Source organism: Neorhizobium sp. T6_25 (genome assembly GCF_002968555.1).
GTDB lineage: Bacteria > Pseudomonadota > Alphaproteobacteria > Rhizobiales > Rhizobiaceae > Neorhizobium.
The window spans coordinates 197478-220217 of the sequence record NZ_PVBL01000009.1; the positions used below are offsets into that span (position 1 = coordinate 197478).

21 protein-coding genes are annotated in these 22740 nt (G+C 62.8%); 15 read left to right on the forward strand and 6 right to left on the reverse strand.

Annotation, left to right across the window (positions count from 1 at the left end):
- Positions 1 to 259: 259 nt before the first annotated feature.
- From C5L10_RS15170 to thrS, 4 genes are all read left to right on the forward strand, one after another.
- Positions 260 to 709, forward strand: a complete 450-nt coding sequence (locus C5L10_RS15170; protein WP_172717043.1) for an iron-sulfur cluster assembly scaffold protein — start codon at positions 260 to 262, stop codon at positions 707 to 709.
- Between the two features lie 4 nt (positions 710 to 713).
- Positions 714 to 1091 (forward strand): membrane protein insertion efficiency factor YidD, encoded by a 378-nt coding sequence (gene yidD, locus C5L10_RS15175; protein WP_105430353.1) that lies wholly within the window; start codon positions 714 to 716, stop codon positions 1089 to 1091.
- Between the two features lie 7 nt (positions 1092 to 1098).
- A complete protein-coding gene (locus C5L10_RS15180) occupies positions 1099 to 1623 on the forward strand; it encodes a DUF1697 domain-containing protein (protein ID WP_105430409.1) in 525 nt (174 codons plus the stop codon).
- Between the two features lie 126 nt (positions 1624 to 1749).
- On the forward strand, positions 1750 to 3762 hold the full coding sequence (gene thrS, locus C5L10_RS15185) for a threonine--tRNA ligase (RefSeq protein WP_105430354.1): 2013 nt from the start codon (positions 1750 to 1752) through the stop codon (positions 3760 to 3762).
- Between the two features lie 114 nt (positions 3763 to 3876).
- Here thrS and C5L10_RS15190 read toward each other — a convergent pair whose 3' ends face one another.
- Complete coding sequence (locus C5L10_RS15190) at positions 3877 to 4863, reverse strand: hypothetical protein (protein WP_105430355.1); 987 nt, start codon at positions 4861 to 4863, stop codon at positions 3877 to 3879.
- A 105-nt stretch (positions 4864 to 4968) separates the two neighbouring features.
- On the opposite strand from C5L10_RS15190, the gene C5L10_RS15195 reads away from it, so the two are divergent.
- Both C5L10_RS15195 and C5L10_RS15200 read left to right on the forward strand, forming a co-directional pair.
- A complete protein-coding gene (locus tag C5L10_RS15195; protein WP_046667144.1) occupies positions 4969 to 5547 on the forward strand; it encodes a nitroreductase in 579 nt (192 codons plus the stop codon).
- An 8-nt stretch (positions 5548 to 5555) separates the two neighbouring features.
- Complete coding sequence (locus tag C5L10_RS15200) at positions 5556 to 6176, forward strand: flavin reductase family protein (protein WP_105430356.1); 621 nt, start codon at positions 5556 to 5558, stop codon at positions 6174 to 6176.
- Here C5L10_RS15200 and C5L10_RS15205 read toward each other — a convergent pair.
- Positions 6166 to 6999, reverse strand: coding sequence for an aldolase/citrate lyase family protein (locus C5L10_RS15205; RefSeq protein ID WP_245448008.1), 834 nt, complete (start codon positions 6997 to 6999; stop codon positions 6166 to 6168). The genes C5L10_RS15200 and C5L10_RS15205 overlap by 11 nt on opposite strands.
- On the opposite strand from C5L10_RS15205, the gene C5L10_RS15210 reads away from it, so the two are divergent.
- Positions 6932 to 8059, forward strand: a complete 1128-nt coding sequence (locus C5L10_RS15210) for a DUF2336 domain-containing protein (RefSeq protein WP_105430358.1) — start codon at positions 6932 to 6934, stop codon at positions 8057 to 8059. The genes C5L10_RS15205 and C5L10_RS15210 overlap by 68 nt on opposite strands.
- Positions 8060 to 8067: 8 nt before the next feature.
- Here the strand turns inward: C5L10_RS15210 and C5L10_RS15215 are convergent, their stop codons facing one another.
- On the reverse strand, positions 8068 to 8511 hold the full coding sequence (locus C5L10_RS15215; RefSeq protein ID WP_105430359.1) for a hypothetical protein: 444 nt from the start codon (positions 8509 to 8511) through the stop codon (positions 8068 to 8070).
- A 120-nt stretch (positions 8512 to 8631) separates the two neighbouring features.
- Between C5L10_RS15215 and C5L10_RS15220 the strand changes: the two genes are divergently transcribed.
- Positions 8632 to 9090: a GNAT family N-acetyltransferase gene (locus C5L10_RS15220; RefSeq protein WP_105430360.1), complete on the forward strand. Its 459-nt coding sequence runs from the start codon at positions 8632 to 8634 to the stop codon at positions 9088 to 9090.
- Here the strand turns inward: C5L10_RS15220 and C5L10_RS15225 are convergent.
- Complete coding sequence (locus C5L10_RS15225; protein ID WP_105430410.1) at positions 9068 to 10288, reverse strand: AI-2E family transporter; 1221 nt, start codon at positions 10286 to 10288, stop codon at positions 9068 to 9070. The two genes, C5L10_RS15220 and C5L10_RS15225, sit on opposite strands and share 23 nt — an antisense overlap.
- A gap of 251 nt (positions 10289 to 10539) precedes the next feature.
- On the opposite strand from C5L10_RS15225, the gene C5L10_RS15230 reads away from it, so the two are divergent.
- Entirely contained in the window at positions 10540 to 13089 is a 2550-nt protein-coding gene (locus tag C5L10_RS15230; RefSeq protein WP_105430361.1) for an HWE histidine kinase domain-containing protein, read from the forward strand.
- 42 nt (positions 13090 to 13131) lie between these two features.
- Here the strand turns inward: C5L10_RS15230 and parE are convergent, their stop codons facing one another.
- Entirely contained in the window at positions 13132 to 15183 is a 2052-nt protein-coding gene (gene parE / locus C5L10_RS15235) for a DNA topoisomerase IV subunit B (RefSeq protein ID WP_046666904.1), read from the reverse strand.
- 195 nt (positions 15184 to 15378) lie between these two features.
- On the opposite strand from parE, the gene C5L10_RS15240 reads away from it, so the two are divergent.
- The 5 genes from C5L10_RS15240 (at position 15379) to C5L10_RS15260 (ending at position 20395) form a co-directional block, all read left to right on the forward strand.
- Positions 15379 to 16263, forward strand: a complete 885-nt coding sequence (locus tag C5L10_RS15240; RefSeq protein ID WP_172717045.1) for an alpha/beta hydrolase — start codon at positions 15379 to 15381, stop codon at positions 16261 to 16263.
- A gap of 144 nt (positions 16264 to 16407) precedes the next feature.
- A complete protein-coding gene (tpiA, locus tag C5L10_RS15245; RefSeq protein ID WP_105430363.1) occupies positions 16408 to 17178 on the forward strand; it encodes a triose-phosphate isomerase in 771 nt (256 codons plus the stop codon).
- Positions 17179 to 17274: 96 nt separating this feature from the next.
- The gene (gene secG, locus C5L10_RS15250; RefSeq protein WP_105430364.1) at positions 17275 to 17727 is read left to right on the forward strand and encodes a preprotein translocase subunit SecG; all 453 of its coding nucleotides are present in this window, start codon (positions 17275 to 17277) and stop codon (positions 17725 to 17727) included.
- 135 nt (positions 17728 to 17862) lie between these two features.
- Positions 17863 to 19491 carry a CTP synthase gene (locus C5L10_RS15255; RefSeq protein WP_172717046.1) on the forward strand — a complete coding sequence of 543 codons (1629 nt, stop codon included), beginning with the start codon at positions 17863 to 17865 and terminating at the stop codon, positions 19489 to 19491.
- A 133-nt stretch (positions 19492 to 19624) separates the two neighbouring features.
- The gene (locus C5L10_RS15260; protein WP_105430366.1) at positions 19625 to 20395 is read left to right on the forward strand and encodes an SDR family oxidoreductase; all 771 of its coding nucleotides are present in this window, start codon (positions 19625 to 19627) and stop codon (positions 20393 to 20395) included.
- A gap of 7 nt (positions 20396 to 20402) precedes the next feature.
- Here C5L10_RS15260 and C5L10_RS15265 read toward each other — a convergent pair whose 3' ends face one another.
- On the reverse strand, positions 20403 to 21494 hold the full coding sequence (locus C5L10_RS15265) for a citrate synthase/methylcitrate synthase (RefSeq protein ID WP_105430367.1): 1092 nt from the start codon (positions 21492 to 21494) through the stop codon (positions 20403 to 20405).
- A 79-nt stretch (positions 21495 to 21573) separates the two neighbouring features.
- Here C5L10_RS15265 and C5L10_RS15270 point away from each other — a divergent pair, with 79 nt between their 5' ends.
- Positions 21574 to 22716, forward strand: coding sequence for a citrate synthase (locus C5L10_RS15270; RefSeq protein WP_105430411.1), 1143 nt, complete (start codon positions 21574 to 21576; stop codon positions 22714 to 22716).
- Positions 22717 to 22740: the final 24 nt, after the last annotated feature.

Below are 22740 nucleotides of genomic sequence, written 5' to 3' on the forward strand. Positions count from 1 at the left end.
CGCATCCGACTGGCGTTACTCACGGACTGACCAGCCGCTGGGCACCTGCGGCTGATTTTTGGGCAATCCGGGATTATCTGACCTTCGGCGGACATTTTTACAAGATATCCTATTCCGTTTTCGGTAGGATTTCGTGAAAACATCCTTTCTTGATGATCTCGCCCGGACATCACATATAATGGCAGGAAGCCTTTTATGGTAGCCCGCCGGACGTGACGCAGTGTTCAACGAGCGACGGCGGTTTCAAAAGCGAGCCTTGATGGACGACATCTATAACAGCAAGATCCTCGAATTCGCCGGCAATATCACCCATTCGGGCGTGTTGCCCGATGCGGATGCGAGTTCCGAAAAACACTCGAAACTGTGCGGCTCGAAGGTACGCGTGCATCTGAAGATGGACGGCGACCGGGTCACGGATTTCGCCCATGAGGTCCGCGCCTGCGCACTTGGCCAGGCCTCGTCCTCGATCATGGCGCGGCATGTGATCGGCGCAACGACTGCCGAGATCCGCAAGGCGCGCCAGGACATGCTCGCCATGCTGAAGGAAGATGGCGAAGGGCCGGACGGCCGGTTTGAGGAAATGCGCTATCTGAAGCCGGTCAAGGACTACAGGGCCCGCCATCCTTCCACCATGCTGACCTTCGAAGCGGTCGTCGATGCGATCGACCAGATCGAGGCGATGGAACGGTCCGAAGCGGCCACCGTCTGATCCGATGTGCAATGCCCCCGACTGCCAGCATTCCAGATCCGAACCGAAGGCAGGCCGCTCACGCAACTGGACCGGCCCGTTTGCCAAGACGCCCGGCCGGCTGTTCGGCATGGGGCTGATCCGCCTCTACCAGCTGACCCTGTCAGGCTTCATCGGCAATTCCTGCCGGCATATTCCGACCTGCTCGGAATATGGTTATGAGGCGGTGGCGCGGCATGGGCTGTGGCCCGGAGGATGGATGACGCTGTTTCGGGTGGCGCGTTGCGGGCCGGGCGGTACAAGCGGGCTCGATCCTGTGCCGGAAGCGCTCGAAATGCGGCAGCACTGGTGGATGCCGTGGCGATACTGGCGTCGCCATGCCGAACCGGCATCGCCTCGATGAGGAACCGATGATCACGTATGTCGCGCTGCTTCACAGCATCGTTCTCGGCGGCGGCAAACGGGTCGTGATGGCCGACCTGCGCGCCATGGCGGAGGATCTCGGCTACCGGAATTGCCGGACCTTGGTTTCGACAGGCAATCTCGTCTTCGAGACCGGCAGGTCGCCGATCGGCGATCTTGAGCAGAGACTGGAGACCGCCTTCGAGAAGCAGTTCGGCAAACATGTCGATATCATCGCGAGGACCGGTGCCGATTGGCTGAAGCTCGCGGCCGGCAATCCCTTTCCGTCGGGAGAAGGTTCCGAGGTCGGCGTGCGGGTGATGCGACAACCGCTCGAGGAAAGTGTCCTCAACCTGCTCGAGCGCCACCGCGGCGAGGAGAAGATTTCCATCGTCGACGGCGATCTCTGGGTGGATTTCGGCGGCAAGGCGAGCGAGACGCGGCTGCTGTCGGCGATGACCACCAAGAAGCTCGGCATCGGCACGATCCGCAATGCCAACACGGTCGCCGGGCTTGCCGAAATGATCGGCTGAGCGGCCGCTCGCCTTTACTAAAACGCCAAAAGCATTTATCAGCCACGCCGGCTGCGCCCAAAGGGCGAACCGCCATTTATTCCAACACCACCCGCATTCGTTGGCGGGACTGGACAGGAGAAAGACATGTCCCAATCCGTTTCCCTTACATTTCCCGATGGCTCCGTCCGCGTTTTCGACGCCGGCACGACCGGCCGTGACGTTGCCGAGAGCATTTCCAAGTCGCTCGTCAAGAAGGCTGTCGCCGTCACCATCAATGGCACCGTGCAGGACCTCGCCGAGCCGGTGACCGACGGAAAGATCGAGATCGTCACCCGCACAGACGCCCGAGCGCTGGAACTTATCCGCCACGACGCCGCCCACGTGATGGCGGAGGCCGTGCAGGAGCTTTGGCCCGGCACGCAAGTCACCATCGGCCCGGTGATCGAGAACGGATTCTATTACGATTTCGCCCGCAACGCGCCTTTCACGCCCGACGATCTGCCGAAGATCGAGGCGAAGATGAAGGAAATCATCGCCCGCAACAAACCGTTCACCAAGCAGGTCTGGTCTCGCGAAAAGGCCCGCGAAGTCTTCGCAGCCAAGGGCGAAGGCTACAAGGTCGAACTGATCGATGCGATCCCGGAAGACCAGGACCTCAAGATCTATTATCAAGGCGACTGGTTCGATCTCTGCCGCGGTCCGCATATGGCCTCGACCGGCCAGATCGGTACGGCCTTCAAGCTGATGAAGGTTGCCGGCGCCTATTGGCGCGGCGACTCCAACAACGCCATGCTGACCCGCATCTACGGCACCGCCTGGGCGACGCAGGAGGAACTCGACCAGTACCTGCATGTGCTGGCCGAGGCAGAAAAGCGCGACCACCGCAAACTCGGCCGGGAAATGGACCTCTTCCATTTCCAGGAAGAAGGACCGGGCGTCGTGTTCTGGCACGGCAAGGGCTGGCGGATGTTTCAGACGCTGACCGCCTATATGCGTCGCCGGCTCGCCGGCACCTATGAGGAAGTCAACGCGCCGCAGGTTCTCGATGCCTCGCTCTGGGAGACGTCGGGCCACTGGGGCTGGTACCAGGAGAACATGTTCGCGGTGAAGTCTGCCTATGCCTTCACGCATCCGGAAGACAAGGAAGCGGACAACCGGGTCTTCGCACTAAAGCCGATGAACTGCCCAGGACACGTGCAGATCTTCAAGCATGGCTTGAAGTCTTACCGGGAACTGCCTATCCGCCTTGCCGAATTCGGCCTCGTGCACCGCTACGAAGCATCCGGCGCGCTGCACGGGCTGATGCGCGTGCGCGGTTTCACCCAGGACGACGCGCACGTCTTCTGCACCGACGAGCAGATGGCCGCCGAATGCCTGCGGATCAACGACCTGATCCTGTCGGTCTACGAGGATTTCGGTTTCAAGGAAGTCGTGGTCAAGCTGTCGACCCGGCCGGACAAGCGTGTCGGCACCGACGCGCTTTGGGATCGTGCCGAATCCGTCATGCTCGATGTTCTGAAGACGATCGAGGCGCAGTCGGAAGGCCGCATCAAGACCGGCATCCTGCCGGGCGAGGGCGCGTTCTACGGTCCGAAGTTCGAATATACGCTGAAGGACGCGATCGGCCGCGAATGGCAGTGCGGCACGACGCAGGTGGACTTCAACCTGCCGGAACGGTTCGGCGCGTTCTACATCGACCAGAACTCGGAAAAGACCCAGCCGGTGATGATCCATCGCGCCATCTGCGGCTCGATGGAACGTTTCCTCGGCATCCTGATCGAGAATTTCGCGGGCCACATGCCGCTGTGGTTCGCGCCGATGCAGGTGGTGGTGGCGACGATCACCTCGGACGCCGACGATTACGGTCGCGAGGTGGCGGAAGCGCTTCGCGATGCGGGCATGGTCGTCGAGACCGATTTCCGCAACGAGAAGATCAACTACAAGATCCGCGAGCACTCGGTCACCAAGGTGCCGGTCATCATCGTCTGCGGCAAAAAGGAAGCCGAGGAGCGTTCGGTCAACATCCGCCGCCTCGGCTCGCAGGCCCAGACCTCGATGACGCTGGACGAGGCGATCGCCTCGCTCAGCCTCGAGGCAACCCCGCCGGACGTGCTGCGTCGCCTCGAAGCCAGGAAGGCGGCAAAGGCGGCAGCCTGACCCAACTCATGGCGGCGCCTGTGAATGCAGGCGCCGTCAATGCGATATGGCAACGATAAGATGAGACGGCTTCGTCAGGCTGGCTGAGGTTCGGCGATTGCTGCGGAAACTCGGCTAGTTCCTGTCGTTGGCGACAGCGCCGGCGACCTGGGGCGTTTCGCGCATCAGCACTTCGACCTCGGTATTGCGGCCGGCTTTGACGGTAAACGAGCGCTGATAGATCTTGGTCTTGTTGCGGGCGACGGCAAGATATTCGCCCTCTGACAGTACCATGGTCGAGAAAGCGCTGACGCTTTCGTTGACGATGTCTCCGGCGGCGGTCAGGACGGACCAGGCCGTATCGGCAATCGCTTCGCCGCCTGGCTGGGAGACCAGCTTGAGGGTGATCTGCGCCGCACGATGCTGCAGCACCGCCTGGGTGAGCTTGCCGGCCTCCACCTGGATATCGGCCCGCACCACCGCGTTGACGCCGCCATATTCCGAGACGACATGATAGGTGCCGGCATTCAGCCGCACGACCGTATTCGGCTTCACGTCCGACATCACCAGCGCCCGGTCGCCATTGTCGCGCACATCGGCCGAATAGACCGAAAAGCTCAGTTCCTTGGGCGGAATGCGCTGGTCCGTACCGGCAACCGCGTTCAGCACGAAACCGCCGGCATCGAGCACCAGCGTCTGTTTCGGCACGTTTCCGCTTTCGGGGACTTTCAGTTTCTTGGTGACGCCGGCGCGACCGAAGGCGCAATTGACGAAATAGTCGCCGGGGGCGAGCTGGAACGACGCCGAGCCGCCTTCGGAACTGGCCACCAGCGGCAATTTTCCGTCTTCGCCGGCGATCGGGCTGAAGACGCGCCAGGTGAGGCCTTCCTGCATGGGCTGTCCGTCGGACGTCAGCTTGGCGTCGAACTGCACGTCCCTTGAGAGTGAGCCGGGCGGGCCGCCGGGCAGAGCCGAGAAGGCATTGAGCTTGGGCATCTTCGCCGTGCTGTCCAGCGCGCGAAAATTCTTGAAGGCTTCTTCCTGGGCGAATGCGCTGAAAGCTGAGCCGAGAGCCACCGCTCCGGCGAGGAACCAGCGTGCCGCAAGGGAAGTGCCTGCCATCTGTTGTACCGGTTGACTCTTGTTTTCCGAGACGTCACTTGAAGACCAATGACAAGGCAATTTCAAGACCTTCCCGACCGCCGGCTCCAAATGAAAGCTCTGACCATGCAAAATGACGTTAAACTCATCGATTTTCTGCGCGACAGGCATTCCACGCCGGTAGCCCAGATGAAGGAGCCGGCCCCGTCGCAGGAAGAACTGGAGACGATTCTCACCTTCGGAACCCGCATTCCGGATCACGGCAAGCTGGCCCCCTGGCGCGTCATCGTCTATCGCGGCGACGTGCGCAGGACGCTCGGTGAACAGTTTCTGGCCCTGTCCCTCCAGAAGACGCCCGACATGACTGATGCCGCCCGGCAGGCGGAGCTGACGCGTTTCACCCGTGCGCCGCTGGTCGTCGCCGTCGTCAGCACCGCGGCACCGCATCCGAAAATCCCCGAATGGGAACAGGTGCTTTCGGCCGGCGCCGTCTGCTTCAACATGCTGATGGCGGCAAACGCGCATGGCTATGTCGCCAACTGGCGTACGGAATGGGTCGCCTATGACGACGAGGCGCTGGCGCTCCTCGGCGTGAAGCCGGGCGAAAAGGTCGCCGGTTTCATCCATATTGGCTCGAGCGATTTCGCGACGCCGGACCGCCCGCGGCCGGAATTGTCGCAGATCGTCACCTACGCCGGCGAATAGGGTTTTCGATGTTCTACACGACCGACACCAACCAGCATGGACTGAAGTACGATCCCTTCAAGGCGATCGTCGCGCCCCGCCCGATCGGCTGGATCGGCACGAAGGGCAGGGATGGGTCCATGAACCTGTCGCCCTATTCCTTCTTCAACGCCATTTCCGACAGCCCGAAACTGGTGATGTTTTCCTCCAGCGGCCGGAAGCACAGCCTGAAGAACGCCGAGGAAACCGGCGTCTTCACCGCAAGCCTCGCAAGCCGTCACCTAGCCGAGCAGATGAACGCTTCGTCGGAGCCGGTGCCTTACGGCGTCAGCGAGTTCGAGGTGGCGGGGCTGACCGCCAAGATGGCGGAACTCATCGATGCGCCTTACGTCGGCGAAGCCTATACGGTGCTGGAATGCCGCGTCACGCAGGTGATCCAGCCGGTCGGATTGGACGGCGAGCCGGCGGATGCCTACATGGTTTTTGGCCAAGTAGTCGGCATCCATATCAGCGAAGAGATCCTGCGGGGCGGGCGGATCGACATGGGGCTTGCCCGGCCGATCGCGCGCATGGGTTATCGCGACTATGCCGACGGCGGCGCGGACGTGTTCGAAATGACCCGGCCGACCGGCGCCGAGCCTAAACGCTGAAAATCCGATTGACAATCGCAACTTGATCGGGGCTGCTGCAGAGCTTGCCGGAGAAGCCGTTCGCTCTTGCTCTTTCGCAGTCAGACAGGAAGATGGCCGCGTCCCCCGCGGGCGAGACGGCGTCGATGGCCGCTATGCCTGCGGCGGCGGCGGTGAGCGCGATGGTTCCAGCCGCAACACGCGCGGTATCGGAGGAGGGGCCATAGCCGCCTTCCCAGCCGAGGGCCGCCAGCCGATTGCTGCAGCGTTCGAAGCTGGAAGCGGCGAGGATGCCGGAGGCATTGGCAAGCGCGACGATCCGCGTCTTGCCCGGCGCCAGCCCCGCGCGGATTTCCGCCACGCGCAAAGCCATGTCCAGTCTCTGGACTTCGGCCCCGTTGCGGACGCCCGAGAGCACGACCGAGGCGGCCCCATATCGAATGGCGAGATCGATGGCGGCCTCGGTACCTGCCGAAGAGAAAGCCGGCAGGAGGAACGCCAGCTCCGCGGCCGGCGCCAAGTCGGCCCATGTCCGGCAGAAATCACTAACTGCATTCCGCGACTCAAGGGGGCCCGTGAGATCGAGCACGACCATATCCGCGCCCGCCGAATGGACCGATGCGGCCTTCGCGGAGGGGTCGACGATAAACCAGGACCGTATTTTCAAGGACTTCGCCATGGTTAAGGAACGTGGTGAACCAATCTTAAACTTTTTGGCATTAGCGTGACGGATCAGCCAGCCACATCCGAACTGGCATGTGTAGTCGAGGCCGAGTGTGATCGTACAGGCATTTCTTCGTTGGGCAGAAACGGCAAGAACAGGCGAGAGGGCGAAGGCGGCCAATGCTCTCGCCCGGGCCTATCTCCACTCGCCCATGGGCGGTGAGCAGCATCAGGCCGCGGCCCTTGCCATGACCTATCTCCTCGACGATCCATCGCCGCACGTGCGCCTGGCGCTCGCGGAGGCTCTGGCGGACTCTCCCAATGCGCCGCGGGCCGTCATCGTGTGCCTTGCCGAAGACCAGCCGGAGATCGCCTGCACGGTCATCGCCTGTTCGCCCGTACTGACCGAAAACGACCTCGTCGATCTTGCCGGGCGCAGCGACAGCCTGACCCGTGGAATGATCGCCGCCAGGCCGAACCTTTCGCGCGGCGTCGCAGCCGCGATCGCCGAGATCGGCGACGAATGCGAAGTCACCATCCTGCTGGAAAACGAGACCGCCGCGATTACCCGGGTTTCGCTCAGGCGGATCGCCGAGCGGTTCGGGCATTGCTGCGAAATCCGCAACCTGCTGCTGGAGCGCGACGCGCTGCCTGCGGATGCCCGCCACATGCTCGTCAACCACATTACCGCAGCCCTTGCCGGCTCCGGACTGGTGCGGACCAGCATGGCGCCGGCGCGGATCGAGCACATGACCCGCGAAGCGGGAGAGGCGGCGGCCGTCGCCATTGCCGGCACCGTGCTGCAGGAGGAAATCCCCGGCCTGGTCGAACATTTGCGCACGGCCGGACGGCTGACGCCCGCCTTTCTCATCCATGCGCTCTGCAGCGGCAAGGTCGATTTCTTCGCAGGCGCGATGGTGTCGCTTTCCGGCCTCGACGACCGCCGCGTGCGGGCGATCCTTGCGACCGGCCGTATGCATGCGGTGCGGGCGCTCTTCGAAGCCTCGGGCCTCGGACGGGATATCGCAGCCGTCTTCGTCGAAGCGGTCTTCCTCTGGCGCAAGGCGGCGGCAACCGGCGCGCTCGACAATATCGCCGGCCTGCTGCTCGAAAAGTTCCAGCGGTCGGACATGCAGCTTTCGCCGGTCTCCGACCTCCTCGACATGATCGAGAAGCTGCATCGGCTGGAAGTCCGGCTCAGCGCACGGTCCTACGCAAACCGAGTGTCGCTGGCGGCGTAACCGCCGGCTTATCGCTCGAATTTCTTGGCGACCCAGGAATAGCCGTTCTCGACCAGCCGCACCGGGCTGGTCATCAGCGTTTTTACCCCTTCGGTGGTCGGAAGCACGGTCTTGACCCGCTGGATGGCGCGGCCCGCCAGCGTTTCCTTCTCCTGCTGCGTCACCGGTTCCTGAGCAAGCGTCGCGGCCGGCTGTCCGGCTGGTGCTGGCGGCGGCGTCTCGGGTCGAGCCCGCGGCACCGGCGCATTGGCAATCTTTGCGGCTTCCGGCTTCTGGCAAACGGCGATAAGCATCGGATAGGGCTGGTTGGCATAACCGGACAGCTGCTGCTCCGACACGGAATTGCACAATTCGATGCTCGGCCAGCGATTTTCAGCAGTGGCAATATAGTGGCAGTCCGTTCCGGCGTCGTTGCAGCCGAGAATGGTCATGACAATCAGTGCGGAATTCATGTCGTCCCCTGGAATGTGGTGGATGACTTAGATCGAACAATCTTGGCCCGACCAAGGCAGGTTTCACAGGCATGCCGCATCCGGTAAGGCATTCTCTTACCAAAGCTCCAGGAGGCAGAAATGACCGTCACGATCGCGATCGAACCGCCGCGTCAGGCGGGCGTGCTGAAGCTTCTTGAACTCTCCGACGCCTATGCGGCCTCGCTCTATCCCACCGAGAGCAATCACATGGTGGACGTCGCGACACTCGAGGGTCCCGGCGTCTCCTTCTTCGTGGCGCGCGATGGAGACACGATCTTGGGCTGCGGAGCGCTGGTCGAGGCGGGCGACGGCACCGGGGAGATCAAACGGATGTTCGTCGACGAGGCGGCGCGAGGGCTGAAACTCGGCAGCCGGCTGATGGATGCGATCCTGGAACACGGCTGCGAGCGTCACCTGTCGGCGATCCGGCTGGAGACGGGCATCCATCAACCGCAGGCGATCGGGCTTTATCGCGCCTACGGCTTTTCCGAGATCGGACCGTTCTCCAACTACCGGCCCGATCCGCTCAGCATCTTCATGGAGAAGAGACTTTCCTGACCACGGGAAGATCGGGCGGAAGGTCCGGGGACGTCGCCGGACCTTTGGCCAGGTCGGCGGATTCGACCTCGGTCACATCGGCCATTTTCACTTCCCGAATCCATTCGCGCCAGATCGAGACCAGCAGCGCCATCAGGACCGGGCCGATGAACAGGCCGAGGAAACCCATGGTGCTGACGCCGCCGACGAGGCCGAAAAATGTCGGCAGGAAGGGAAGCTTGATCGGACCGCCGACTAGGCGCGGCCGCAGCGTCTTGTCGACGATGAAGAGTTCGACCGTGCCCCAGAGGAAAAGCGCACCGCCGGCGACATAGGCGCCGTTGGCAACCAGGTAAAACGAGATCAGCGTGAAAGACAGCGGCGCGCCACCAGGGATGAGTGCCATCAGGCCGGTCAGGACGCCGAGGGTGACGGGCGAGGGGACGCCGGCGATCCAGTAGGCTATGCCGAGCACAATGCCTTCGCCGATCGCAATCAGCGTCTGACCGGTCACGGTGGAGCTGATCGTTCTTGGAACGATGCGCGAGATGCGTTCCCAGCGGGTCGGCAAGATGCGCTCGCCGAGAAGGTCGATCTGCTCGCTGAAGGAGCCGCCGTCGCGATAGACGAAGAACAGCGCGATCAGCATGAAGAGCAGCGTCAGCACCAGATGGAAGGCGCCGTCGCCTGCCGCCACGATGGCGCGGTAGATATTGCCTATATTGGCGCCCGAGACGATCTGGATGAGTTCGCCGACCGCACCGGGCGAGCCGACATGCTGGACCCACTGGATGCCCAGCCATTCGCCGACCCAGGGGAGGCCGGTGATCCAGGCGGGCGGCGGGGCGCCGAAACGGTTCACTTCGGCCGCCCAGATGATCCACTGGCGCACTTCGCCGATCGTATAGGAGATCGCGATGCCGATCGGCACGATCAGGAAGGTCAGGATGAAGATGATGGCGAGCGAGGCGCCGATGGTGGTGTTGCCGCCGGTCCGGCGCAGCAGCTCGCGATAAAGCGGCCAGCTGGCAAAGCCGATCACGAGGGCGGCGAGAACCGGAACCAGGAATCCATGGAAGAAATAGATGCCGGCAGCGGCGACAAGCACGAGAAGCCAGCGAGCAGCGGAGATCGGCGGGATCAGCGCGACCCTGCTCGGCGCGACTGGCCCGAGCCAGCGCGGCTCTTTCGGGCCTTTGCGATCGTTATTTCCGCTCACCGAATTTCCTTTTTTCGTTTTCACCATCATATGGCTTATGAGGTTCGCCCGTACAAGACTAATGCGTCATCCATTAAAAGGAAGCTTACTCCTTGCCCTAGACGGCAGATGCGATAGAAATATGAAATCACCTTCCGGCAGAGCCGGAAATACGATGCAAACCTTCTTGATGAAGTTTTCCTAACCTTAAGGATGCCGAAGCGTCTGCTGTCCCCATTGTATTGGTCGGACTGTCTTCAGGGACTTGTAACATGCCTCACAGGGATGCGGTCGATCTTAGCAATTGCGACCGAGAGCCGATCCATATCCCCGGCAGCATTCAACCTCATGGATGCCTTATCGCCTGCGACGCCGCCGGCGCGGAGATCATGCAACACTCCGCCAATGTGGCGGACATGCTTTCGATCACGGGAGACATCAACGGCCGGCGGCTGGAGGAGATCGTCGGCGGGGAGGCGGCGCACACATTGCGCAATGCGCTCGCGACCTCCGATAACCCGGCGAGGCCGGCGCTTCGGCATGGTCTCAGGTTTGCCTCGGGAGCCGCTTTCGACGTCGCGATCCATCGTTTCGAATCGAAGGTGATCCTGGAATTCGAGCCGGCCTCGACCGATTCCGACCAGCCGCTCGAAGTGGCGCGCATGCTGATCAGCCGCATCCGCAACGTCGCCAGCCTCGACCGGCTGATCGAAAGCTCGGTGCGGCTGATCTATGCCATGCTCGGCTACGACCGGGTGATGATCTACCGTTTCGAGGAGGATGGTGCCGGAAAAGTCGTCAGCGAATACAAGAGGCGCGACCTCGAAAGCTTCAAGGGCCAATATTTCCCGGCAGGCGACATCCCGAAACAGGCCCGCGCACTTTACGTCAAGAACACGGTGCGGGTGATTTCCGACGCCAGCAATCCACGCATCCCGATCGTGCCGGAAACAGACGAGACAGGCGAGGCGCTTGATCTGTCCTTCGCGCATCTGCGCAGCGTTTCGCCCGTCCATTGCGAATACCTTCGTAACATGGGCGTCGCCGCGTCGATGTCGATTTCGGTCGTGGTGGACGACGAACTCTGGGGGCTGATCGCCTGCCACCATTATTCTCCGAAAGTGCTCTCGATGCCGCAGCGGGTGGCGGCGGAAACCTTCGGCGAATTTTTCTCGCTGCATCTGAGCGCATTGAAACAGCGGCAGCTCATGGAAACCGCGGGTCAGGCGCGACGGTCGCTCGACCGCTTCCTGCAGGCCGCCTCCCACCACGCGGACATCACCGGCCTGCTGCGCAGTTCGCTTGGAGAATTCAGCCGGATGCTGACCTGCGACGGCGTCGGTCTGTTGCTCGACGGCGTATGGAGCGGCGAAGGGGCCGTGCCGCCGCAGAACCTGATAGCAGAGCTCGCCGAACTTGTCGGCGGTGCCTCGGGCGGCAGAATCTGGTCCAGCTTTCAGCTCTCCGTAGATCTCCCAGGGCTGCCCGTTTCTCCGGACACGATCTGCGGCCTGCTGGCCATCCCGCTTTCACAGAGGCCGCGCGACTACCTGTTCTTCTTCCGCCGCGAAAAGGTGCAGACGCTCGACTGGGCGGGCAATCCTGAAAAATCCTACGAGACGGGGCCACTCGGCGACCGATTGACGCCCCGCAAGAGTTTCGCCATCTGGAAGGAGATGGTGCATCAGCAGGCCCAGCCCTGGACCGATGCCGACCGCGAAATCGCCGACGCGATCCGCGCCGTGCTCGTCGAGGTGGTCCTCCACCACAACGAGTTGCTGGCCGACGAACGCGGCAAGGCGGACGTGCGTCAGCGAATGCTGAACGAGGAGCTCAATCACCGGGTCAAGAACATCCTTGCGGTGATCAAGGCGCTGGTCGGGCACTCGGTCGACGCCGACGTCAGCCTCAAGGATTATGTCGGCTCGCTCAAGGGGCGCATCCAGGCGCTCGCCTTCGCCCATGACCAGGTCGTGCGCGGCGGCGACGGCGGCGTGCTGTCCGATCTTCTGGAAGCGGAGCTGAAGCCCTACAGGGAGGGAACCCGCAGCGTCACACTCAGGGGGCCGCGCATTTGGCTCGACAGCCGCGCCTTCTCGGTGATGGCGCTAGTCTTGCACGAGATGTCGACCAATGCGGCCAAATACGGTTCGCTCTCCGTCAATGGCGGACGGCTGGATGTCGAGTGGCGACGGCTTGCCAACCACGACTGCGAACTTGTCTGGACCGAGAACGGCGGGCCACCGGTAAGCCTCCCATCGCGCGTCGGTTTTGGCAGCGTCCTGATCACCCGCAGCGTGCCTTACGAGCTGGAGGGCGAGGCGAAGATCGAATATCCGCCCGAAGGGGTGAGGGCGCGCTTCGTGGTGCCGTCGAAACACATTCACGGCGATGATGAGCTGGCAGAAGTTGAAACCGAGGAAAGCAACAGCGCCGTCCGCGATGACACGGCGACGCCTCGGCTTCAGGATCTCGAATTCCTGCTGGTCGAGGACCAGATGCTGATTGCCGCGGACGTGGAGGCGATGCTTGCCGCGCATGGCATCGACAACGTGACGACGACGCCCTCCGTCGCCGACGCGCTCCGCAAGCTCAAGGAGATCAGGTTCGACGTTGCGATCCTCGACGTCAATCTCGGCTCCGGCACATCGCTGCCGATCGCCGAGGAACTGATCCGCCGGGACATTCCGTTCATTTTCGCGACCGGCTACAGCGACAAGTCGATCATCCCGTCAAGCTTTTCGGCGCCCGTCGTCCTCAAGCCTTATGAGGCGTCAGCGTTGATCGGGGCGGTTACCAAGGTGCTCGGCGAACGGAGTTGACTTTCATGAACACGCTGGAGGTATCCGAGCCGGGAATCCGGCTCAGATATCGAGGTTTTCAGCAAACGCGGCACGCTCCTGGATGAAGCGGAAGCGGGCATCCGCCTTGGTGCCCATCAGGTTGTCGACGGCCTCGCGGGTGCCTTCGAAATCCACGTCGTCGATCGAGATGCGCAGCAGCGTACGATGGGCGGGATCCATCGTCGTTTCCTTGAGCTGCGCCGCCATCATTTCGCCGAGGCCTTTGAAGCGGCCGATCTCGACCTTCTTGCCCTTGAACACCGTTTCCATCAGCTCCGCCCGGTGGGCGTCGTCGCGGGCATAGACGGTCTTGCCGCCCTGGCGCAGGACGTAAAGCGGCGGCACCGCCAGATAGAGATGGTTGCCGCGGATCAGCTCGGGCATTTCCTGGTAGAAGAAGGTGATCAGCAGCGAGGCGATATGGGCACCGTCGACGTCCGCATCGGTCATGATGATGATGCGCTCGTAACGCAGGTCTTCCTCGCGGTATTTCGTCCGCGTGCCGCAGCCAAGCGCCTGGATGAGATCGGCGATCTGTTGGTTGGCGGACAGCTTTTCGCGGCTGGCGCTGCCGACGTTGAGGATCTTTCCGCGCAAGGGCAGGATGGCCTGGTTGGCGCGGTTGCGGCCCTGCTTGGCGGACCCACCTGCCGAGTCACCTTCGACGATGAAGAGTTCAGCACCCTCGGCGGTGTTCTGCGAGCAGTCGGCGAGCTTGCCGGGCAGGCGCAGCTTGCGCACCGCCGTCTTGCGGTTGACTTCCTTTTCCTTGCGGCGGCGCAGGCGCTCTTCGGCGCGTTCGATCACCCATTCGAGCAGTTTTGCGGCTTCGGCCGGGTTGCCGGCGAGATAGTGGTCGAAAGGATCGCGCAGGATATTTTCGACGATGCGCTGGGCTTCGACGGTTGCGAGCTTGTCCTTGGTCTGGCCGACGAATTCCGGCTCGCGGATGAAGACCGAAAGCATGCCGACCGCCGAGATCATCACGTCATCGGTGGTGATGTCCTTCGCACGCTTGTTCTGCGTCAGGTCCGCGTAGTTCTTGAGGCCCTTGGTAAGCGCGATGCGCAGACCCGCTTCATGCGTGCCGCCTTCAGGCGTCGGGATGGTGTTGCAATAGGAATGCAGTTCCGGATCGCCGCCATACCAGGTGATCGCCCATTCCATGGCGCCATGGCCGCCGGTCTTCTCGGTGCGACCGGCGAAGATTTCGCGGGTGACGGTAAAATCCTTGCCGAGCGTGGCGGACAGATAATCCTTCAGGCCGCCGGGGAAGTGGAAGACCGCCTTTTCCGGAATGTCGCCGCCGGCGGGAACCATGCCCGGATCGCAGCTCCAGCGGATTTCGACGCCGCCGAACAGATAGGCCTTGGAGCGCGCCATGCGGAAGATGCGGCCGGCATCGAATTTCGCGTGGTCGCCGAAAATCTGCGGGTCTGGATGGAAGCGCACCCTGGTGCCGCGACGGTTGTGGACGTCGCCGAGTTCCTCCAGGCCGCCCTGCGGCATGCCGCGCGAAAAACGCTGGCGGTAGAGTTTTCGATTGCGGGCGACTTCCACTTCGAGAAGGTCGGAGAGCGCGTTGACGACGGAAACGCCGACGCCGTGCAGACCACCGGAGGTCTCATAAGCCTTGCCGTCGAACTTACCGCCCGCATGCAGCTTGGTCATGATCACTTCGAGCGTCGATTTGCCCGGCACCTGGGGGTGATTCTCGACAGGGATGCCGCGGCCGTTGTCGGTGACCGTCAGGAAACCCTCGGCATCGAGATGCACGTCAATGAAGTCCGCATGGCCTGCAACCGCTTCGTCCATCGAATTGTCGATGACTTCGGCGAAGAGGTGGTGCATCGCCTTTTCGTCGGTGCCGCCGATATACATGCCGGGACGCATGCGGACCGGCTCCAGGCCCTCGAGCACTCGGATGGAGGAGGCGCCGTAGTCGTCGCCGGACAAAGTCGTCGGCGCCGGGCGCGGTGTCGAGGGCTCTGCCTTGAGGGCGGGCGCGGGTTCGGCGGCGACCGCCTTGGCTGTCACCGGCAAATCGGCAAAAAGGTCGTTATTGTCATCCATTGGCTGCGTCGGTACTACCTGTCGGGGTGCGGAAGAGGAAGCCATACCCATCTCGTGCTGTTTCGAATCACTCGCGATTCTGCCAGAAACCCGGCTTTTTCGCGATGCCGCATGGAAACGGTCGTTTTTCACCAATGCTGCGCCGATCGGGCCATGGCAAGCTTGCAAGGCTGAAGGAACCGGATGAAACAAAGCATGTCCACAGTTCATTTCGTTTTCGGCACGTTTCTTGCTGTCCTTGCAACTCTTGCCACAGCTTCAGCGCAAGCGCAGCAAGGGCCGATAAAGCCCTTCAAGGACGAGCTTTTTTCCCAGATGACGGTGCTGAAATCCTTGGACGGCGGCGCCTACGAGGTAATCGACTACCAGGAAATGCGCGACATCAATGGCCGCGACCGCGAGCCGGAACGGCGCGTCAAGGACGAGTATGTTTCCCTGGGCGTCAGGCGCTACCAGCAGAACGAGACGCTGAATCTCGCCGGACGCCGGCTCGATGTCACCAGGGTGGGACAGGCGGACGGCGCCGCCTTCACGGTGATCTTCATCCACGGACGCGGCGGCGACCGTCGGCTCGGCGTCAACGACTATACGTTCGGCGGCAATTTCAACCGCCTGAAGAACCTCGCTACCGGCAATGGCGGCACCTATTATTCGCCGAGCGTCACCTCGTTCGACGAACAAGGGGTTGCCGATATCGCGGCGCTGATCCGCTACGCGTTCGAACGGTCTTCCGGACGGCCGGTGATCCTTGCCTGCGCATCGATGGGCGGGTTGATATGCCAGGGCATCAGCCGCGACGAGCAGGCCGTCCGGTATCTGAAGGGCATGGCGCTGCTCGGCGGCCCGCCGGACCCGGAATTGCCGAAATCGCTTCTGGCAAAGCGCAAGCTGCCCATTTATTTCGCGCATGGCGGCAGCGACAGCGTCTACAAGTTCGAGGATCAGGAAGCGGTCTATCGCAAGCTGAAGGCCGCGCGCTACCCGACCCGGTTCACGCTGTTTGCGACGGGCAGCCACGGCACGCCGATCCGGATGGTCGATTGGCGGAACGTCCTGAATTTTCTGCTGACCGGCCACTGAAATGCCGGTTGTTAACCAAGGTCCTGAACCAAAACCTGTCTTTTGCATACCAATTCACGCAGGATATGTCTAAAAACAGTTTCCCGAATAGACGGAGGCCTCGGTTTTGCTGGTCGGAACCGAACGGAGAGGAAATATTTGCCTATGACGCCTGATGTGCGCCCGCTCGTTGCCGGAAACTGGAAGATGAACGGCACCCGCGAGTTCCTGACCGAAATCAAGACGATTGCCGATGGCGTGATGGGACCGCTGTCGGAAAAGGTCGATACGCTGATCTGCCCGCCGGCGACGCTGATCTATGTCGCAACCGCCCTGGCGACCGACAGCCCGCTCGAAATCGGCGGCCAGGATTGCCACCAGAACATGTGCGGCGCCCATACCGGCGACATTTCCGCGGAGATGATCGCCGACTGCTTCGGCACCTATGTGATCGTCGGACATTCCGAGCGCCGAGCCGACCATGCGGAGACCGATCATCTGGTCCGCGCCAAGGCGGAGGCGGCCTATGCCGCCGACCTGACGGCGATCGTCTGCATCGGCGAAACCGGCGACGAACGCGACGCATACCAGACCCTCGACATCCTGAAACGCCAGATTTTCGGCTCGCTGCCCCTCTCGGCAAACGCTGCCAACACCGTCGTCGCCTATGAACCGATCTGGGCGATCGGCACCGGACTGACGCCGACCGTCAAGGATATCGAAATCGCCCATGCATTCATGCGGGCAGAACTCGTTCAGCGGTTCGGCGATGAAGGCAGACAGATGCGCATCCTCTATGGCGGTTCGGTCAAGCCCGGCAATGCCCGGGAGTTGATGGGCGTCGAGAATGTCGACGGTGCACTGATCGGCGGCGCGAGCTTGAAAGCCGAGGACTTTCTCGCCATCTATCGGGTCTATGAGGGACTGACGGCCTAAAGCTTTTTGATAGGGGCTTGGAATGCACGCGAGCCTCATGTAAAGAGCCGCCAATCTTCTTCTATTGCCTCGTCGAGGGGCAGGGATCTTTAATTCATGCAGACCGTTCTGATCGTTATTCATCTCATGATCGTGCTGGCGCTTGTCGGCGTCGTGCTGATCCAGCGCTCCGAAGGCGGCGGGCTCGGCATCGGCGGCGGCTCCGGCTTCATGTCGGCACGCGGCACCGCCAATGCGCTGACCCGCACGACCGCCATCCTCGCGACGCTGTTCTTCATCACTTCGCTGGCGCTCGGCATCCTCGCGCGGTACGAATCCCGCCCGAGCGACATCCTGAACCGCATCCCGCAGAGCCAGCAGGGCACCGGCGGCGGCATTCTCGACCAGCTGGGCCCGGCGCCCGCACCCGCTCCGGCAGGCAACGGCGTTCCGTCCGGTTCCGGCGCATCCGCTCCGGCAGCCCCTGCAACGCACGCTCCTGCGGCCCCCGCGACCGGTTCGGCGCCTGCCGCTCCGGCTGCGCCGACGGGTGTTCCGACCGGCCAATAAGGCTCGGTCAACGTTTCAAGCTCCGGCAGGCCAAAAGCCTGCCGGTTTTATTTTGTGAAGATTCCACAGCCGTTTTTATAAAGCAGACGATTTGGGCTGGCGGAATCACCAATGAAAAGGTATCCGGTGAATCCCATGGCGCGATATGTATTCATAACTGGCGGCGTGGTTTCTTCCCTCGGAAAAGGAATTGCGGCCGCGGCACTCGGAGCTTTGTTACAAGCACGAGGTTACCGGGTTCGGCTGAGGAAGCTCGATCCTTATCTCAACGTCGATCCGGGCACGATGAGCCCGACGCAGCACGGCGAGGTATTCGTCACCGACGACGGGGCGGAAACCGACCTCGATCTCGGTCACTACGAGCGCTTCACGGGGCGTTCGGCGACGAAGACCGACAACATCACCACGGGTCGCATCTACAAGAACATCATCGACAAGGAACGCCGCGGCGACTATCTCGGCGCGACCGTCCAGGTGATCCCGCACGTTACCAACGAGATCAAGGATTTCGTCACCGAAGGCAATGACGACTACGATTTCGTCATCTGCGAGATCGGCGGAACGGTCGGCGACATCGAGGCGATGCCGTTCATGGAAGCGATCCGCCAGCTCGGCAACGACCTGCCGCGCGGCACCGCGATCTATCTCCACCTGACGCTGATGCCGTTCATTCCTGCGGCCGGCGAATTGAAGACCAAGCCGACCCAGCATTCCGTCAAGGAACTGCAGGCGATGGGGATTGCCCCCGACATCCTGCTGGTGCGCGCCGACCGGGAAATCCCGGAGCCCGAACGCCGCAAGCTGTCGCTGTTCTGCAATGTCCGCCCGTCCGCCGTCATCCAGGCGCTCGACGTCGCCAATATCTACGACGTGCCGATGGCCTATCACAAGGAAGGCCTCGACAGTGAGGTTCTCGCCGCCTTCGGCATCGAACCGGCCCCCAAGCCGCGCCTCGACGCCTGGGAAGAGGTCTGCAACCGCATCCGCACCCCGGAAGGCGAAGTGACGATCGCGATCGTCGGCAAGTACACGGGCCTCAAGGACGCCTATAAATCGCTGATCGAGGCGCTGCATCACGGCGGCATCGCCAACCACGTCAAGGTCAACCTCGAGTGGATCGAGTCGGAGATCTTCGAGAAGGAAGATCCGGCACCGTGGCTTGAGAAGGTCCACGGTATCCTGGTACCCGGCGGATTCGGCGAGCGCGGCTCGCAGGGCAAGATCAATGCGGCGCGTTTCGCGCGCGAACGTAAGGTGCCGTATTTCGGCATCTGCTTCGGTATGCAGATGGCCGTCATCGAGGCCGCCCGCAATCTCGCCGGCATCGAGAAGGCATCGTCGACGGAATTCGGCCCCTCCAAGGAGCCAGTGGTCGGCCTGATGACCGAATGGGTGAAGGGCAACGAGCTCGAAATCCGCTCGGCCGCCGGCGACCTCGGCGGCACGATGCGCCTCGGCGCCTACAAGGCGACGCTCAAGAAGGAAACCAAGATCGCGGAGATCTACGGCTCGACCGATATTTCCGAGCGTCACCGCCACCGTTACGAGGTGAATGTCGACTACAAGGACCGGCTGGAAAACTGCGGCCTGGTCTTCTCGGGCATGTCGCCGGACGGCGTGTTGCCGGAGACGATCGAATATCCGGACCATCCGTGGTTCATCGGCGTCCAGTACCACCCGGAACTGAAGAGCCGGCCGCTCGATCCGCATCCGCTGTTTGCGAGCTTCATCGAAGCGGCCCTGGAACAGAGCCGCCTCGTCTGAGCAAATTCAAAGGAAGGGTCTCGCATCCTGCCTTTTTGCCGTCAGGCGGAGACCTTCCGTTTTCGCACTGGCGGGATTGCTTCGACATCCCGTATGCTTCGCCGAATTGCTCTTTTCATTTCAGCGGTGCGATATGGCCATTTTTGACAGATTTTCTCTCGTTGGGCGCGTGGCGCTGGTGACCGGCAGCGGCCGAGGGCTCGGCCTGCAGATGGCGAAGGCTCTGGCGGAGGCAGGCGCGCATGTCGTGCTCAGCGGCCGCTCCGGCGACATGCTCGAACAGGCCGTGGCTTCCATCGCCGGTGCGGGCGGCAAGGCGAGCGCTGCCGCCTTCGACGTCGCAGATCTCGATGCCGGACGCGAGGCGATCGCAAAGCTCCACGCAGATCACGGCCGGCTTGATATCCTCATCAACAATGTCGGTGCCCGCGACCGGCGTCCGTTTGCAGCGTTCAGCGATGCCGAAATCCTGAACCTGATCCAGACCGACCTGCTCTCGGCAATCGCGCTGTCCCGCAATGCCGCGGATATCATGAAGGCTCAGGGCCATGGCCGTCTCATCTCGGTCACGTCGATCATCGGCAACATGGCCCGTTCGGGCGACGCCATCTATCCCGTCGCCAAACAGGGCCTGACCGGTCTGGTGCGAAGCCTGGCAGTCGAATACGGTCCCTTCGGCGTCACCAGTAATGCGATTGCGCCCGGCATGTTCGCCACCGAGACCAATGCGGCGATTTCCGCGGAACCCGACATGATCGCTTTCATGCGCCAGCGCGTGCCGCTGCAGCGCTGGGGCCGGCCCAAAGAGATCGCCGGCGCCGCGCTGTTCCTGGCAAGCGACGCCGGCTCTTTCGTCAACGGCCATGTGCTGACCGTCGACGGCGGCATGTCCATTCAGATGTGATCGCCAGTCATGCCGCCTGGGGCAGGGGACCGACATAGACCGAGCGGGGCCGGATCAGCCGGCCTTCCAGCGCCTGTTCACGGGCATGGGCGATCCAGCCGACCGTGCGGCCGATCGCAAAGACGCCGGTGAAGGCAGCCCGCGGAAATTTCAGCGCATCGAGGAGCAGGGCCGTGTAAAACTCGACATTGACGTCGAGCGGCCGGTCCGGCTTGCGCTCCCTGAGGATGGCGAGTGCCGCCTGCTCGACGGCTTCGGCAAGCCGAATGCGGTCCGGGTCCACCTGTCCGGTCGTGACCAAGGGCCGCAATGCGCCTTTCAGTGCGTCGGCGCGGGGATCGCGGACGCGGTAGATGCGGTGGCCGAACCCCATCAGGCGCTCGCCGCGATCGAGCGCCTGGCCGAGCCAGGTTTTGGCATTTTCCTCGCTGCCGATCGCATCCAGCATGTCGAGCACCGGTCCCGGCGCCCCGCCATGCAACGGCCCTTTGAGCGCGCTGATGGCAGCCAGCACCGATGACGTGAGGCCGGCGCCGGTCGAGGCGACGACGCGCGAGGCGAAGGTCGAGGCGTTGAGACCGTGATCCGCGATCGTCACCAGATAGGCGTCCAGCGCTGCGACCTGTTCACGTGTCGGCAGGCTGGCGTTCAGCATGGCGAGGATATCGGCGGATTGGGACAGCGACGGGGTGGGCGCCACCGGCGTCTCTCCCTTCTGAAGCCTCAGCACGGCCGGCAGGAAGACGGCGGGAGCGGCCAGCAGTCGAAGCGTCGTTTCGAAATCCTCGCCGTCCGGCAGCCGCGCGATCAGAGCGCGCATGGCATCGACAGGCGGCAGGTTCAGAAGCGCGGCATCTGCCGCGCGCACATGCGCAAAAACTTCGGCGCGGGCCTGACCGAGGCGGGCCTTCAGATCGGTAGCGGTGATGGGATGTTCCAGAAAGCCGTCCAGGAGCAGCGCTGCAGCGTCTTCATAGGTCGCGCGCTCGACAAGCAGGTCGAGAGACACGCCGCGAATGACGAGGCGGCCCGCTTCTCCGTCCACGTCCGAAAGCCGGGTCTCGGCGGCGATGACATCTTCAAGTCCGTTGTTTTTCATGAGTGTTTCTCCTTTACGAGCTTGATGATCCGACCTAATCTTATTGACGTCAATCTTGATGCAATCGATCAACATGAACATGCTCTGGATCACCGCCGAAGAAGCGCTCTCCCGCCTCGGGACCAAACCGCAGACGCTTTATGCCAATGTCAGCCGCGGCCGCATCCGCGCGAAGCCGGATCCTGCCGACCCGCGCCGCAGCCTCTATCAGGCCGATGACGTCAAGCGCCTCTCAGAGCGGCATGCGGGGCGGCGACAATCGGCGGCGGTGGCGGCGGACGCGATCCGCTGGGGCGATCCGGTCCTGCCGACGACAATCTCGACGATTTCCAACGAGCGGCTTTTCTATCGCGGCCGCGATGCCGTCGAACTGTGCGAACATGCGACGCTGGAAGAGGTCACCGCACTTCTCTGGGATACGGAAAGCGTGCGCGTCGCCGCAGGCAGGGCAGGGCAGAGCGGCGCCACCCGCATGGCTGCGGCCTTTGCCGAGCTTGCCGCCCGCGTTATGAGCGACCTGCCGGCTCTGCGGCGGAAACCCTTTATCCTGCGCGCCGAAGCAGCCGACGTGCTATCGACAATTGCCATGGCGCTTGCGCCTTGGCCGGAACCGCTGCCCCTGCATGAGCGGCTGGCGCTCGGCTGGCAGCGTCCCGATGCGGCCGAACCGATCCGCAGGGCACTGGTGCTGGCGGCCGAACACGAACTCAACGTTTCCGCCTTTGCGGCGCGCGTGACGGCGTCGTCGGGGGCCGCACTCTCCGCTGCGACGCTTTCCGGCCTCGCGACGCTCACAGGTCCGCGGCATGGCGGCGCCTGGACCAGCGTCACGGTGCTCGCGGAAAAGGCGGCGTCGGTCGGCGTGCGCGAGGCGATCCGCGGCACGCTGTCCTCTGAAGGCGTCGTCAGGCCCTTCGGCCACCGGCTCTATCCGCATGGCGATCCGCGGGCACGGGCGCTGATGGCCAGTTTCGAAGCGCCGCCGCTCTACGCCTCGCTTGCCGAAGCGGGGGAGGAGCTGCTCGGCGAACCCATCAACATCGATTTCGCACTGGCATCGCTTGCCGCGACCTTCAAGCTTCCGGAAGACGCTCCACTGGTCATCTTCGCGCTTTCGCGCACCGCCGGCTGGCTGGCGCATGCCATGGAGCAGGTCGAGAGCGGACACCTGATCCGCCCACGGGCGCGTTATACAGGCCCCGGCGGCGAATCCGGTGCATAGCGTCCGTTAAAGGCCGTAGGCTTC